14 protein-coding genes are annotated in these 15,388 nt (G+C 36.0%); 3 read left to right on the top strand and 11 right to left on the bottom strand.

The features are described 5' to 3' along the window. Positions 1-70: 70 nt before the first annotated feature. The 6 genes from BUE24_RS00790 to BUE24_RS00765 form a co-directional block, all read right to left on the bottom strand. Positions 71-556, bottom strand: a complete 486-nt coding sequence (locus tag BUE24_RS00790; protein WP_073312606.1) for an ABC transporter ATPase — start codon at positions 554-556, stop codon at positions 71-73. A gap of 112 nt (positions 557-668) precedes the next feature. Next, positions 669-1,460, bottom strand: coding sequence for a (Fe-S)-binding protein (locus BUE24_RS00785; protein WP_073312604.1), 792 nt, complete (start codon positions 1,458-1,460; stop codon positions 669-671). Positions 1,461-1,505: 45 nt separating this feature from the next. Further along, the gene (locus BUE24_RS00780; RefSeq protein WP_073312602.1) at positions 1,506-1,952 is read right to left on the bottom strand and encodes an LNS2 domain-containing protein; all 447 of its coding nucleotides are present in this window, start codon (positions 1,950-1,952) and stop codon (positions 1,506-1,508) included. Between the two features lie 52 nt (positions 1,953-2,004). Next, a complete protein-coding gene (locus tag BUE24_RS00775) occupies positions 2,005-3,324 on the bottom strand; it encodes a 4Fe-4S dicluster domain-containing protein (protein ID WP_073312600.1) in 1,320 nt (439 codons plus the stop codon). Positions 3,325-3,331: 7 nt separating this feature from the next. Beyond that, positions 3,332-4,282, bottom strand: coding sequence for an MlaD family protein (locus tag BUE24_RS00770; RefSeq protein ID WP_073312586.1), 951 nt, complete (start codon positions 4,280-4,282; stop codon positions 3,332-3,334). 85 nt (positions 4,283-4,367) lie between these two features. Continuing rightward, a complete protein-coding gene (locus BUE24_RS00765; RefSeq protein ID WP_073312584.1) occupies positions 4,368-5,498 on the bottom strand; it encodes an N-acetylmuramoyl-L-alanine amidase family protein in 1,131 nt (376 codons plus the stop codon). 201 nt (positions 5,499-5,699) lie between these two features. On the opposite strand from BUE24_RS00765, the gene BUE24_RS00760 reads away from it, so the two are divergent. Together BUE24_RS00760 and BUE24_RS00755 are read left to right on the top strand one after the other, a co-directional pair. Beyond that, the gene (locus BUE24_RS00760; protein ID WP_073312582.1) at positions 5,700-8,483 is read left to right on the top strand and encodes a putative LPS assembly protein LptD; all 2,784 of its coding nucleotides are present in this window, start codon (positions 5,700-5,702) and stop codon (positions 8,481-8,483) included. A 53-nt stretch (positions 8,484-8,536) separates the two neighbouring features. After that, positions 8,537-8,917, top strand: a complete 381-nt coding sequence (locus tag BUE24_RS00755; RefSeq protein ID WP_073312580.1) for a RidA family protein — start codon at positions 8,537-8,539, stop codon at positions 8,915-8,917. Between the two features lie 75 nt (positions 8,918-8,992). Here the strand turns inward: BUE24_RS00755 and BUE24_RS00750 are convergent, their stop codons facing one another. Further along, entirely contained in the window at positions 8,993-11,173 is a 2,181-nt protein-coding gene (locus BUE24_RS00750; protein WP_073312578.1) for a T9SS type A sorting domain-containing protein, read from the bottom strand. A gap of 219 nt (positions 11,174-11,392) precedes the next feature. On the opposite strand from BUE24_RS00750, the gene BUE24_RS00745 reads away from it, so the two are divergent. Further along, the gene (locus BUE24_RS00745; RefSeq protein ID WP_073312576.1) at positions 11,393-11,950 is read left to right on the top strand and encodes a hypothetical protein; all 558 of its coding nucleotides are present in this window, start codon (positions 11,393-11,395) and stop codon (positions 11,948-11,950) included. A gap of 149 nt (positions 11,951-12,099) precedes the next feature. Here BUE24_RS00745 and BUE24_RS00740 read toward each other — a convergent pair whose 3' ends face one another. The 4 genes from BUE24_RS00740 to BUE24_RS00725 all read right to left on the bottom strand — a co-directional run bounded on the left by BUE24_RS00740 (position 12,100) and on the right by BUE24_RS00725 (position 15,377). Beyond that, positions 12,100-13,071: a hypothetical protein gene (locus BUE24_RS00740; protein WP_073312574.1), complete on the bottom strand. Its 972-nt coding sequence runs from the start codon at positions 13,069-13,071 to the stop codon at positions 12,100-12,102. 11 nt (positions 13,072-13,082) lie between these two features. Next, the gene (locus tag BUE24_RS00735) at positions 13,083-13,799 is read right to left on the bottom strand and encodes a toxin-antitoxin system YwqK family antitoxin (protein WP_073312572.1); all 717 of its coding nucleotides are present in this window, start codon (positions 13,797-13,799) and stop codon (positions 13,083-13,085) included. 152 nt (positions 13,800-13,951) lie between these two features. Beyond that, positions 13,952-14,692, bottom strand: a complete 741-nt coding sequence (locus BUE24_RS00730; RefSeq protein WP_073312570.1) for a hypothetical protein — start codon at positions 14,690-14,692, stop codon at positions 13,952-13,954. Between the two features lie 259 nt (positions 14,693-14,951). Further along, complete coding sequence (locus tag BUE24_RS00725; protein WP_139241885.1) at positions 14,952-15,377, bottom strand: hypothetical protein; 426 nt, start codon at positions 15,375-15,377, stop codon at positions 14,952-14,954. Positions 15,378-15,388: the final 11 nt, after the last annotated feature.

The following is a 15,388-nucleotide window of genomic DNA, read 5'->3' as shown; positions in this document are numbered from 1 at the left end:
AGCACCAAAACTCAATAAAAGAATAATTAATAAAAAAGAATGCTTATTAATTTTATGCCACACGTATATTTTAATTTAAAAAACGGTTATGCCAACTATCTTTTGCTGGCACTTCCCAATTGGTACGATACTCAGCGATGTTGGTCACCAGGTTATTGAAAACGATAGTATTTGGGGATACTGATCTATTTTTCGCCATTTTTTTGAAATCCGTCAGCGGTTTATACGCAACAAATTCGCCCTGTTTGAAAGAAACATTCATTTTATCCATCAGGTCTACGCTGTACTCCTGCTCTAGTTCCTGAATAAAATGAACGGATGCATCAATAGAACAACCTGAAGCAGCATTGAGCCCCTGATCCAATCCAATGGTTATAAATCTCTTATATTTAATTTCATAGCCCGCTCTAAGGTTAGCACCATGTGCTGTCCACTGCGCTAAGAAACCATCTAATTTTTCCTTTATTTCCTCTAACTCTTCTTGAGTAAATGACCTATTTGCCTGATAAATCCACACTCGAGATGTCTCCGGAAGGTCCTTAAAATCTACCAACATCAGCTATTTTTTACTAAAATACTAAAAACTATTACTTTTTCCTGTTATAAAAAAGAGTTAATATGAACAAACATATTAACTCTATTAAAATTGTGTATAATTTCAAAAAAAATTACAAATCTTGTGCATTTGCTATTAATTCTGCAACATCTAGTACCTCGATACTATCTTCTTTCTCTTTGTTTTTCACTCCGTCAGTCATCATGGTATTACAAAATGGGCATCCGGCAGCAATGATATCTGGTTTTGTTTCCAGAGCGTCTTCAGTTCTTTCGATATTTACATCTTTATTTCCTGGTTCTGGCTCCTTAAACATTTGCGCCCCTCCCGCACCACAACATAATCCATTACGCTTACAGCGTTTCATCTCGATTAGCTCTACTTCTAGTTTCTTCAATAAATCCCTAGGAGCTTCGTAAACACTATTTGCTCTACCCAGATAACAAGGATCATGAAATGTGATTCTTTTTCCTTTAAACTTACCACCTTCTACAGCTAACCTTCCTTCATCCAACAAAGATTTCAAAAATTGTGTATGGTGCATTACTTCATAATTACCTCCTAAAGAAGGATATTCGTTCTTTATGGTATTGAAACAATGCGGACAAGCGGTCACTACCTTCTTTATTTCATAAGCATTCATCACTTCAATATTCGTAACGGCTTGCATTTGAAACAAAAATTCGTTTCCTGCTCTTTTTGCAGGATCTCCAGTACAACTTTCTTCGGTCCCTAATACAGCAAAGTCCACCTTGGCATTATGCAATAATTTTACAAAAGCCTTGGTTATCTTCTTGGCTCTATCATCAAAACTACCTGCACAGCCTACCCAAAACAAAACTTCTGGTTGTTTTCCTTCAGCCATATATTCTGCCATTGTTGGCACCTTTACTGTTTCACTCATATACTACTTCTTAAAATTCTTTACTTTACAATTCTTTTGCTACGCCTAGTCGTGCTTTCCATCATCAAACACTTCAATGGTAACCACTCTTTCTACCAATTCGGTAAACTTTCCTGTATAACGAGTTGCTTTTACCAAGTGATTATCAATCCAATGATAGTTACCTCCTCTTGGTTTACCCATTAACAGACTGTGATATTTAAAACCATGCTTTTTCAACCATATTTCTGTAACTTCTCTATGATCCTCGGTACGAGAAGTAAAAAAACAAATCATATGTCCTTCTTCATACCACTTATTTAAGGTTTCTAGAGCATCCGGAAATGGTTCACAAGTTTCCATTCGTTCTGGTTCTTCATTAGGAACATCTTCGGTAATCGTTCCATCGATATCGATAAGATAGTTTTTAATCCCTTCTGGTAATACGGGACTCACATGCTCTCCTGCCTCAATCTTATCATGCAATAATTTCTCTACTTCTTCCTTCTTCATAACTTCTTTTTTCTCTTAAATTAAAGGTTAATTGGTTAATTTTTATGGTTATTTATTCGTTGCTCCAATTCAAACGGTCCATTTGGTTGAATGGCCATGGAGCTCCATTATTTTCTATATTCGACATCATATTATTCAAATCTGAAGGAGCTGCACTTTGCTCCATTACCAGATATCTACGCATATCGATAATAATCGATAATGGGCTAATTCCTACCGGACAAGCTTCTACACAAGCATTACAACTTGTACAAGCCCATAATTCTTCTGGAGTGATATAATCGTTTAATAATTGTTTACCATCATCCTGAAAACTTCCATTCTTATCTATATTAGCTCCTACCTCTTGTAAACGATCTCTGGTATCCATCATGATCTTACGAGGAGACAATTTCTTTCCTGTTTGGTTAGCAGGACATTCACTGGTACAACGACCACACTCTGTGCAGGTATATGCATTAAGTAGTTGTGCCCAGTTTAGATCAGTAACGTCTGAAGCACCAAACTTTGCAGGTTCTGACTCTTCCTCGCCTTCAGCAGGTGCTGCAAAAGGATCTGCACTAGGGTCCATCATCAACATCACCTCGTTAGTAACAGCTTCTAAGTTGTCTAACTCACCCTTTGGATTTAAATCTGCGTAATAGGTATTAGGGAACGCCAGCATAATATGTAAATGCTTAGAGAAGTATAGGTAATTCAAGAATACCAATATTCCTAAAATATGTAGCCACCATGCTCCTCTTTCCAAAAAGATCAATGTCCCTTCAGAAAGTCCATTAAACAATGGAGCGATGTATTGACTAACTGGATATGCTCCTGCTTTGATATAGTGATCAGCACCTAAAGCCTGTAACTGCAGATCTGCAGCATTCATGGTCAGGAATAAAGTCATTAGTACTACTTCAAAATACAGAATGATATTTCCGTCATTTTTTGGCCATCCTTTCAAGGTCTTAAACCTTCTTATATTACTTATATTTCGTCTTACCCAAAATATAACTACACTCACTAGTACCAAGAATGCTAAAAACTCGAAGGAACCGATCAAGAAATCATAAAATCCACCTAGAAAAGCGAATATTCTGTGCGTACCAAAGATCCCATCTATTATGATCTCTAGTACCTCTATGTTAATAATGATAAATCCTAAGTAAACAATGATGTGTAGAATTCCGGCTATTGGTCTTCTCACCATTTTTGATTGTCCTATGGCTACCATCGCCATATTTTTAAAACGTTGTCCTTTATTATCTGATCGGTCAACATCTTTACCTAAACGAATATTTCGGATTACTTTACGAATATTTTTGGTAAAATATCCAATTCCTGCTACCAGGGCAATGATAAATAAGATGTTAGGTATGTATTGCATGCTTGTATTAATTTACTGAGTCTGTTGGTTTTTTATAAGGCTTGTTCTTTTTTCCAAAAACGGATACATTGATATATCTGGTTGGATTTAACCTTAAATCTTGTAATAAAAGTTCTAATTCTTTACTGGTACGCTCCAGGTTGGTATACAACTTATCATCTTTAAGCAATTTACCTGCTGAACCTTTGCCAGCATTCAAATCGTTTGAGATCTTCTTAAAGTTTGCCAGTACCGATTCCAGTTCTGTTCCGATTTTCTTTACATTGATTTGAGCTAAAGAATCCGAAACTCCATTCAACTTTGTAGAAATCTGATCTGCATTTGTAAAAGCAGAGTTTAGTTTTTCTTCGTTTTGCGCAAGAAGATTATTCAACCGAATTGACGTTCCCTTAAACTGCTTAACGCTTATGCTCAAGTCCTTGAATATCGAATTCAAATTGTTTTGATTGTCTACATTCAAAATACCATTTACAGAAGTTAGCAGTGTATCGGCATCCGTTATCGCAGATTCTAATTTTTCCTGTAATGGTGTTAATCGGTCGTTCACCAATTCCAACAAACCTGCTTCTATTCTACCGGGTAGAGTATCACCATCCTTGGCTTCAAACCCTTGTTCATATTTGGGGATAATTGCCAGAGACTTTCCTCCTATCAACCCTCCTCCATACACTTTGGCTTCACTGTTCTTTGAAAATGAAAAGTCGCTATCCACTATGAATTCTACCAACAAGTTTCCTTTGGTATCCAAGAAATCGATAGAAACTACCTGTCCAACTACCAACCCATTTATAGTAACGGGAGAAGAAGGTATAAGGCCTTCTACATTCTTATAAACCGCGTAAAAAGTTCTGTCGTTTTCGAGCAGATTCTGCCCTTTCAAAAAACTATATCCGAAAATTAGAAGTGCGATTGCACAAATTGCAAGTATTCCAGTCTTGACTTCTCTTGTAAATTTCAAAATAGATCAAATTTAGGACACAAATTTAGAATAAAAATACTTTTCTGTAGCTTATTTTTTGATGAATTATCAGTATTTATTAAGATTAGTTAGAAGAAGTGTTAGGTTTTAGCGCATCTGTTAAAGAAATTCGTTCATTATTCCGAAAAGCAACAACAAAACTTGAATCAAACCCTTTGCCTAAAGCTATATCTTTTAACTCCTGAATAAGAGTATAGTTAGAAGTGCTTCCGTAGAAATATTTGTACAAATCTCCATCTTTACTTTTGGTCAATTGATCCAATCCATTAAAATTAAACGATTCTAATTCTATATCGGTAGATCCTGCTGCAATTTGTACCTTAAAAGTGATTCCTTCATAAATTTTATCATTAGCACCACTTGTTTCAGCGGTGGTATCTACTTCGGGAGTAACAACCGGATCCGGCACGTAGTAAATCGCATCCAAACTTTCTTTATAATCTATAATAGAAGTTGATATCGATTTTGCCATATCGTCTTGCCCTTTGGTTGAGTTTAGATATTTCCCTTCTCTAATATTGGTCAAAAATCCAAGTTCGATCAATACGCTAGGCATATAGGTTTGATGCAACACTACAAAACCTGCTTGTTTTACCCCTCTACTTTTTCTATCTAATGATTTTTTAAAACGGTTTTGCACAAAACTTGCCAGAGTAAGACTTTGATCCAAATATTCTTCTTGCATTAAAGTAAGTCCAATAATAGATTCTGGAGAATTAGGGTCAAATCCATCATAATTAGCTTCATAATTGTCCTCTAAAAGAATTACCGAGTTCTCATTTTTGGCTACATTAAAATTTTCATTATTGGCATGTAATCCAAGTACAAAAGTTTCTGTACCATATGCTTGAGAACGATGAGAATTACAATGTATAGACACAAACAAATCGGCATTGGCCTTGTTAGCGATCTTACCTCTTTCATGTAATTCTATGAATTCATCTGTTTTTCGCGTATACACCACCTTATAGCGATCGTCTTTTTCAAGAATTTTACCTACGGCAAGCACTACATTTAAAGCAATCTCTTTTTCTTTATATCCATTCCCTCTATTCCCAGGATCATGTCCTCCATGACCAGCATCCAAAACCACGACAAACTGATCTTTCTCTTGCGCAAAAGCTTCAAAGTTAGTAAATGATGCACCTCCCATTAACCCACACAGCAAAATAATATGTACAATTCTTTTTTTCATCAATTTTGATAATTTGTCAATCTATATTGAAACATTCTCTTTATGTTCCCGTATTTAATGTATATCGTAAAAAAATAAAGATTATGATCTATAAAAATAATTCCATATCCCTTTCGTTTAAATGGCTTTAGGAATGTACTTACAACATAATTTTTTATTTTTTTATCATTTACAAACGAGGCATAAAAAATATATGTAATTTTGGCACTTCAAAAACTAAGCCATAGTTTTACAAAAATAGGATTTAAACCATTGCAAACAACGGTACGACACATACTTTATTCACTGAGTTTTTCACTGTTTTGTATATTTCAAATAACTGCGCAGGAGACAAACAAGACTACAGAGGTACCAATCCCGGCAGAGAGAGATTCTATTTCTGTCAGAGACACGATTACCAATAATAAAGAAGAAATTAAAGTTGATTCAGAACTTCTGATAAACGAAAGAGAGCAAGACACTACAGATCAGGACTCTATTGTTCCAGAACCGCAATTACTTACAGACAAAGTAGATTATAAGGCTACAGATTATATGCGGCTAAGCAGAAGAGAAAACAAAATGTATCTCTACAATGAGGCTGAGATTATCTATGGAGATATGCAGATCAATTCTGGATTGATTATCGTAGATAACGAAAAAAACGAGGTGTACGCTTATGGAATTAAGGATTCTTTGGGCGAGTATACTCAGACTCCAATATTTAAACAAGCTCAAAACGTGGTCGAACCTGATTCTATACGTTTTAATTTTGATACAGAAAAAGCACTGATCTATAATTCCAGAACAGAACAAAACGGATTTAAAATCAAAAATGAAGTATCCAAACGGGAGAACGACTCGGTTATCTATATGCGTAATGTAAAGTTTACCACTGCCGAGGATATCGAAAACCCAGAATACTACTTTTATGCCCGTAGGATCAAATTTGTACCAAAAAAGAAAATCGTTACGGGATTGGTAAACATGTTTATTGCAGATGTGCCTACTCCTTTAGGTCTACCTTTTGGATATTTCCCATTATCCGAGGACAGGACATCTGGATTTATTATCCCTAATCCCGGAGAAGAAAACAGACGTGGTTATTTTCTACAAAATGGTGGGTATTATTTCGCAATTAGTGATTATGCGGATTTAACGCTACTAGGAGATTATTATACTAATGGTAGTTATACCTTTGCCGTCGAATCTGCCTATGCAAAACGATACCGTTTTAGAGGAAACTTACGCTTCAGGTTTGAGAACAACTTACAAAGTGAACGTGGATTTCCAGATTTTTCGCGTACCACTACTTATAATATTCAGTGGACCCATAGTCAGGATGCCAAAGCAAATCCCAACTCTCGTTTCACGGCTTCGGTGAACTTTGGAAGTAGCGATTTCTTCCAGCAGTCTACCAACCAGTTAAACACTGGAAATTTCTTGAACAATCAGATCAGTTCGAATATTTCGTACTCTAAGACCTTTCCTGGAGATCCCCAGGTAAATATAAATGTAGCAGCCACGCATAATTCGAACACCAATACGGGTATCGTCAATATGTCCTTACCTAATGTAAATGCAAGTGTATCCCGGGTATTCCCTTTTGCACCAAAGGTGGGAGTTAAGAAAGGAATTATTCAAAACATTAACACACAATATAACTTTACTGGAGAGAATCGAATAGTTACTAATGATGATGATTTATTTTCGGCACGTATGTTTGAAAATGCAAGTACCGGGATGCGACACTCGATTCCGCTAACTACTAACTTTAAAATTTTTAAATATTTAAGTGCTACAGCAGGAACTAACTATCAGGAAAGCTGGGTTTTTGAAACCATTGAACAACGATTTGATGAAGATACTCGAGAGGTAGTTGAAGATACTATATCTGGATTTGATGCTTTTAGAACCTATAACTTTTCAGCTAGTTTAGGAACCACTATTTATGGTACATTTAATTTTAAAGAAGGTAAAAAGATACAAGCCATTCGCCATACCATGCGTCCATCGGTGAGTTATAGTATCAACCCTGCTTTTGATCAATTCTATGATGAATTTACAATCACCGATGATCCTACAACTCCCGAAGATGAAACAGAAATTGTAGAGTACTCCAGATTTGAAGGTGGTTTCTTTGGAGCTCCAAGTAATGTATTCTCGAGCAGCATAGGTTTCTCATTAAGTAATAATGTGGAGATGAAAGTCCGAAGTAAAGACACTACTTCGACCGAACCCAGAAAAATAACTTTGTTAAACAACCTCAACTTCAGCACAGCATACAATATCGCAGGAGATTCTTTAAAAATTAGTCCGTTATCTATTACTGGTAATATTCCTATTATTCAAAATAAGCTGGACATCAACTTTAGTGCAGCTCTGGATCCTTATGCTCTGGATAACAATAATCGAAAGATCGATGTCTTTAATATTGAAAACGGAGGAAGTTTATTCCGATTAACACGTGCAAGTGCCAATTTTGGATATTCGTTCTCTAGTCAGGATTTTGAAAAAGGAAAGGTCAATGAAGATCCTCTTGAAAATCAAAATTTTAGAAATGAAGGGCGACCGGATAACCTCTTTGGAGGTGTAACTGATTTTGGAGAAGATCGATCCTTTGTAGAAGATAAAGACAAGAAAACAGATACAGATCAAAAGGATTACCATTATAAGATCCCCTGGAATCTCCGAGTCTCCTATAATGTAAATTACAATAACAGCGCCCGGCAAAATGAGATTTCCTCGCATTCGATCATGTTCTCGGGAGATGTCGAATTGGCTCCCCGATGGTCCGTAGGGGTCTCGTCGGGATATGATCTACGAAATCCTGGATTCACCTTTACCAATCTCAGATTTCAGAGAGATCTAGAAAGTTGGCGTATGAGTTTTAACTGGATTCCATTTAGTGAACGTACGTCGTGGAATTTCTTTATTGGTATCAAATCCTCTGTGCTTAGCGATATTAAATGGGATAAACGAAGAGAACCAGATCGCCAGTTATAAGAGGAAAAAGAATAGCTTTACATCAAATAAAACAACTTATAACACTTCACATCATGAAAAAAATTGTTACCACCTCAAAAGCTCCGGCTCCAATAGGACCTTACAATCAGGCTATTTTAAACGGAAACACCCTGTATACCTCTGGACAAATTGCCATCAATCCTGAAACTGGAGAGTTAGTAATGGATGACATTAAAACCGAAGCTGAAATGGTTATGCAAAACCTAAAAGCTATTCTTGATGAAGTAGGTATGACTTTCGAAAATGTGATCAAGACGACCATTTTTCTAAACGACATGAACAACTTTGCACAAGTGAATGAAGTATACGGAAGCTATTTTAACGAAGATACTGCTCCAGCGCGAGAAACCGTTGCCGTTGCCGCTCTACCAAAATTTGTAAATGTAGAAATTTCGGTAATCGCTGTTAAATAACATTTCTTTGAACTATACAAAACCCGGTGTTAGGATTAACACCGGGTTTTTTGTTTTTATTGGTTAGGTTGAGTATTACTTTATAATGATTTTTCTAGTGGCCTTGGTCGCACCAGACTCGATCACGACAATGTAGTTTCCTTCTCTGATTTGGTTAGGATCAAAGGATAAATTATAGATTCCTTTTTCTACACTTTGATGCTGAAGTTCTGTGATCAGTTTTCCGTTCATATCGAACAAAGAAACTTTGATCGTCGCATTTTTGTTTGCTACATAATGAATATTCCCTTCGTCTTGCATCGGGTTAGGATACACTCCTATCACTACAAAATCTTCATCTGTATCTTTTACGGTAGGTTGTTTGGTGAATACATCTTCTTCATTGCTTCTAGCTGCAGCTCGAGCAGGATTTGACGCTTCTCTTAATCGACAATCATTGGCATTTACATACCATCCTCGAGAGCGTTTTTCTCCCACTCTAGGGCGAGTAAGGTCTTCGATATCGTACCAATCGGCCTGTGCTCTGTTTTCATTTACGTCTAGCACAAAGTACCCATGATTATCCAGATCCACATCTTTAATATGTCGATTTAACAAGCGGATATAAAACTGGCCTATTCCAGAGGCAACTCCCCCAACAAGGTCCAAATTTTGAGAAGTAACACTAGGCACTACAAATTCACACATTTCACAATTTCTTCTATACCGTACTTCTCCAGCAAACGTACTGTGGATATCTCCAGTAAGTACTACTACATTGTTGATATCATTATCTCTTACATATTGTAATAAGCGATCTCTTTCTTCACTATACCCATCCCAAGCGTCATTAGAAGGGACTCCGTTCCAGGGCATCATCATTACCTGATTACCAATAACTCTCCATTTTGCAGTAGAAGCTGATAATTGATCGGTTAGCCAATCAAACTGTTCAGCACCCAAAATTGAAGTATAGGTTGCTTTGTTGTCTTTCGCATTATTTGCTTCAGAATATAAAGTCCCTTTTTTTAATAAAGTTTCCAACTCTTCTATAGATCCGCTTTTAGCATCTGCAGTTTTTCTCTGTACGATAGCTTCAGCAAAAAGATCTACCGCTCTTTCAAATTCAGTTGTAGACAGCCCTTTGCCATTAGACGTTTTGGTAGCTTTTATCTGAAGAACCATAGGTAATACCGTGGTCAAAATCTCTTTTACATCTTTGATATTATTCAAGTCCTTTTTGGCAATAACCTGCTGTACATATTGCTTAAACTCCTTGTTGGTAGCTGCAGCACTTATTAGGTTTTTTGAAGTAGACACTTGTGTATCTCTTCCTTCTATTCTTGTATCCAGCATGATCAAATCCAGTAACTTTCCGTAGGAAATCTTACGATACAAACGATATTGCTCGATGGAATTGGCACGAACCGGCATCCACTCAAAATAAGCTTTGTGTGCATTGCTTTTTCTAGTTTCCCAATTTCCTTCGGTAGATGGTGTATGGTTCTCTGCTCCAAACTTGTTGGCATCATTGGCAAATTCGTGATCATCCCAAATATGAATAAAAGGGTGTTGCTGGTGCACATTGCGAAGCATGGCATCTAATCGATAATACGAATAGCGCACCCGGTAATCATCTAGAGTAATGATCTCATTTTCTGGCAAATGCCCTCTTCCTATCTCATTGCTATAGCCATACCCTCCTGATTCGTATTCATAGATATAATCCCCTAGATGAATCACAGCATCGATATCATTACGATTCGCGATTTGGTTATAGGCATTAAAATATCCGTTTTGATAGTTGGAGCAAGACACTACCGCAAATCTTAGGTTATCTACCAAGTCATCTTGTGCAGGAGCAGTTCTCGTTTTACCTACGATTGACTGTTTCCCTAAAGCTTCGAACTGATAATAGTAATTCGTAAATGGATCCAGGCCAGTAACATCAATTTTTACTGTGTAATCTTTACTTTGATTGGTAGTAAGCTGTCCTTGTCGTACTACCTGAGTCATTTGTGGATTAGTAGCCACTTTCCAGGATACCGGAACTGAAGTATCATTGGTAGTCACACGCGTCCAAATGATTACCGCATCTTCCAAAGGGTCTCCAGAAGCTACTCCGTGATAAAAAGGTGCTAAACCTGAATCAAAATAAGTGTCGATTGATTTGTTGCTGGTTGCTCTTTCAATCCTGGTGAGCTGTCCTTTTTGCTGGGCATAAAAAAGTTGAGATACTAATAGCAGCCCAAAAACAAAAGATAATTGTGTTTTCATGTTAGATTCAATTTTTGTGTTAGCGTTGTTGAATTTTCCGCGAAAATATGTGAACCTCTTTACAAAAAACACCCAAAGAATTGCATTTAATCAAAGCTTAAAATAGCTAACCATTTTTTCTGAAATCACACCTATGAAATAATCTGTAGTTTATCCATTTTTCGAAATGAATTAGTATCTTAAAGCAGTTACTTACAATATTAGAATTGTTCTTACAACATGAAGAATTACCATTTACTGGCAGAAGATCCTCTTACTCAACCCATTCTATCCAAAGGAATTAAAGATTGGTCTGGTTTGCTCGAATACGTTCGTCACATCCCCTATGGTCGTAATGCGAATCGCACAGATGTCTCTTTAGTCATAAAAGAACATCAAGGTACCTGTAGTTCTAAACATGCCTTATTAAAAACGGTGGCTGATCTTAATTCAATCCCAGCAACCTTGATTATGGGGATATATAAAATGAATGTGAACAATACTCCAAAAATTGGAAATGTTCTTGAAGAACATGATTTAGACTATATTCCTGAGGCGCATTGTTATTTAAGAATAGGAGATCAAACTATAGATGTAACCTCAGCAAGTTCAAGTTTTGATCGTATCCAAGATGCTGTGTTAGAAGAACAAGCAATTATCCCAGAGCAAGTGGGTGCGTATAAGGTAGACGTTCATAAGATTTTTATAAAAGAATGGATTGTAGAAAACAACATCAGTTTATCTTTTGAAGAGGTTTGGAACCTACGAGAACAGTGTATCAAAAACTTATCTTCTTGAATCAAAAACACAAACAAACCACCCTAACTACAATAATATCAATTATTTAACGTTGTAACATTACAAACCTACTAGCAATACTGGCGTTTAAAATTCTGCTAAATCGATCTTTTTGCTACCTGAGGAGATCGATTTTTTGATCACCATTTTTACATTTTCTTCAAACTTTGAGATAAAGCTCTAAAATGCGTTTTGATCTCATCAAACTCTTGTGGTGATATTTCTTTTGAATCTATTATTCCCTGAAGCGCATAATAATTTTGATCATCAAATAGTAGGATCAATGTGTAGGTCTTTATGATTTGCTCTTTGTCGTTTGGCTGCGAAAAATACAGTTCATACCCTTCTAGACTATCTATGGTGATTGGGTCGGCTGTGGTATTTTTGCTTCGAATTTCTTTATATCCATAGTTGATCACAAATTCTTTTTTATCTTCTATTTGGTTTCGTATCGAAGCATGAGTTATGGTATAAGAAAAAGCAGGGTCCGATAGTGGTTTTCCGGTTCCATCTCCTGTAAAACTAACCGATCCTCCCCAAAATCCTCCCTGTTTTTTGAGTCCGTAAGTCTCTAAATCCAAGGTAATCCCAAGCTCATCTAGATCAGAAATTTTTCGCTCAGGATGATATACAATACTCAGCATTGCCTTTCTAATATCCTGATCCAAAATATCTTTTAGAGAACTTTGATATTTTGCATTGACCACTGCTCCTTTACCCTGATCTATTTCTATATATAGTAAATGATTATGTGTATCAATACCAGGTGCATCGGTACTTTCGAAACTTACCCATATCGCTTCTTTGTTATTAAATAAAAAGCGTAGGATCTTTGTGCCGGATATACCATATGAGTTGAACTTTTTTTCACTAACGGTGTTCTTAATGTTGGAAAACATGGATTTAGACAAGGTCATGGTCTTAATTTTGGCCACACCATGCTCCATCATCAACCCTTTGATGATCGCTTCCATCTTAAATCCTTGTGGAGGAATAATACTAAACTTAGTCCCAGGAATGATTTTATGCGCTGAAGTCGTTTTAGAGGCTGTATTTTGCAGTTCTTGCCCGTAACTAGAGTAAAACACCAAACACAATAGCAGTACTTTATATATTTTCACAGGTTTACGTTTTAAAATTTCTCGGTAGCCAATACGTTACCTTCTTGATCAAAATACTCCCAGGTTCCTGATTTTTTATCCAATTCGTAAGTGCCTTTTTCGGCTAAGCTCCCATCAGGATAGTATTTTTCGTAAGCGCCATGCCATAGACCGGATTGGCAGTAATAAACTTCTTTAAGTACGCCTTGAACACTATACTCTTTCCACTCTCCATCTACTTTACCATTGTGAAAAAATCCGGTGACTGATAATTGTCCATTGGGATAATACTCCTTATGCTTACCGTGCAGCTCTCCATTTTGTATGGCAGTTTGTAGTTTAACCGTACCGTCTGCAAAAAAGTAGATCCGTTCTTTTTGCGGGACACCTTTTTTGAATAGTTCTCTACCATGTACGGCACCATCTTCATGATAAGACTCCCACACACCTTCTTGTTGATCATTGACATACATCCCTTTTCTGGCTAAAGCACCTGTGCGGTTATCATAGCCTCTGGCTTCTCCTTCTTTTACACCGTTCTTGTAGGGTATCGAATCGAAAATAATCGCCTCTTCGTCATAATACACCCACACCCCTATTTTTTTAGAACCAATTACCTTACCAATACCACTCACGTTCCCATTATCATGATATTCTACTTTTTGTGTGCCTTTGGGTTCTTTTTTGCAAGCTAATACTAAAAATAGTAAAAGTATTACGGAAATGTATGAACTATGATTCTTTGTCATGCGTTTCTTATTTGTTGGTGAAAATACAAAAAACAGTCAAGCCTGTTTTGACTTGACTGTTGATTAATTGTTTTACCCGACTGATATGACTTGGTTTGTATTATTTTGATATTAAGATCAACTAACTAATTATTTCATTTGAAACTATACATTTAAAAATTCACATCTCTATCCAGGTTGGTGAGTATTCTTACTTTAAACTTTCCGTCTGTTATATCTTTAAATTTGGTTTCATCCAAATGGCTATACATTCTACAAGAAAAAATCCCCTCTATTGCAAAGCTATTAGGTTCTTCTCTAGTTACATTCGTGATTTTAAAAGTACTATTGGAATTTTCTTCATTAGATCGGTAAAAATCCTGTTCATTTTCCGGTACCCCAGGTACATCTGGTAGAAAAAAGAAAAAGGTGACCTGATTGAATCGATCATCTCCTACAGCCTCTGCAAAAGTAAAATCCTGATTAGCAAACGCATCTTCCAGCCCCAGTCTTTCATTTTCTATAGAACATTGATCGAGGTCGATATTTCTGATAAACAGTTTTGCTGAAACAATATTAGCATCAGACCCAATAACCGGAAACAACCCAAAGGCATAAGAGCCAGAGCAAAACTCTACTTCTTCTCCATTGATGTTACGTGGTCTTTTTTGAATCCCAAACCCACCAAAATCAAATGTATAATCATCGATAGGTGGTATGACTCCAGAAGCATATAGCTCTGATTTCATATTAAACTCTTCCTCTCCCAAAGTCCCTTGAAAGAAAAATTCTTGGATGGGTACTGGTTCTTCCTCTGGTCCTTCGTCTACGGTATTATCTGAGGAGCAGGAGAATAATAATAGAATTAGCATACTATACGCAATACTTACATAACTCGTTGTTGGATTCTTCATAAATTAAATTTATTGAAATGATATAAAAAAACAGTCACTTATGGGTAGGTGACTGTTTTTTGTGTTTTATTACCTGTTGTAAATGTTAAAGTTTGATGTTTTTTTAGTTCTATTTTACAGAACAGTATTTCACAGTATGCAGTGTATTACATTGGAAAACATTTCCTAGTCATTAAAGTTTGATATTTTTATTGTCATACTTTCCATAATGACTTATTCTTTATACCATTAAGTATCTTCTTTAGAATTCATTTCCGTATTATTGGGTATATTCGGAACTGTAAACATCATGATGGTACCAATACCATCCTCTATTCCCTATAATATTTACAGGATATTTTGGCAGTTTTTCGAATTTAATGAATGTAATATTTTTATTAATTGTTATAGATATATTATTTGTATCACTAACTTTTAAAGAGATTGCTTTTATTTTTTTCAAGCAACTGATTGTCCTCAATAATTCGTTATCCTTATTATTTCTGAAGCAACAAGGGGTATCCAAAGCAGCTATCAATGAGTCCTTCTTTTCGTTAAAAAAACAGTAACATGAATTATTATCCTTAGAAATAAAATAACCTGATTCTATATCTCTTTGTTGAATTACCATACCTTGAAGATCTGTTATACAATCTAAATTACTAATAATGTTTGCATAATTTTCTTCTATGTAATCCAGTTCCACATTTTTTCTTT

Source organism: Aquimarina spongiae (assembly GCF_900141785.1).
Lineage (GTDB): Bacteria > Bacteroidota > Bacteroidia > Flavobacteriales > Flavobacteriaceae > Aquimarina > Aquimarina spongiae.
The sequence above is the reverse complement of the archived record's forward strand: the minus strand, read 5'-3'. Positions and strand labels throughout refer to the sequence as shown.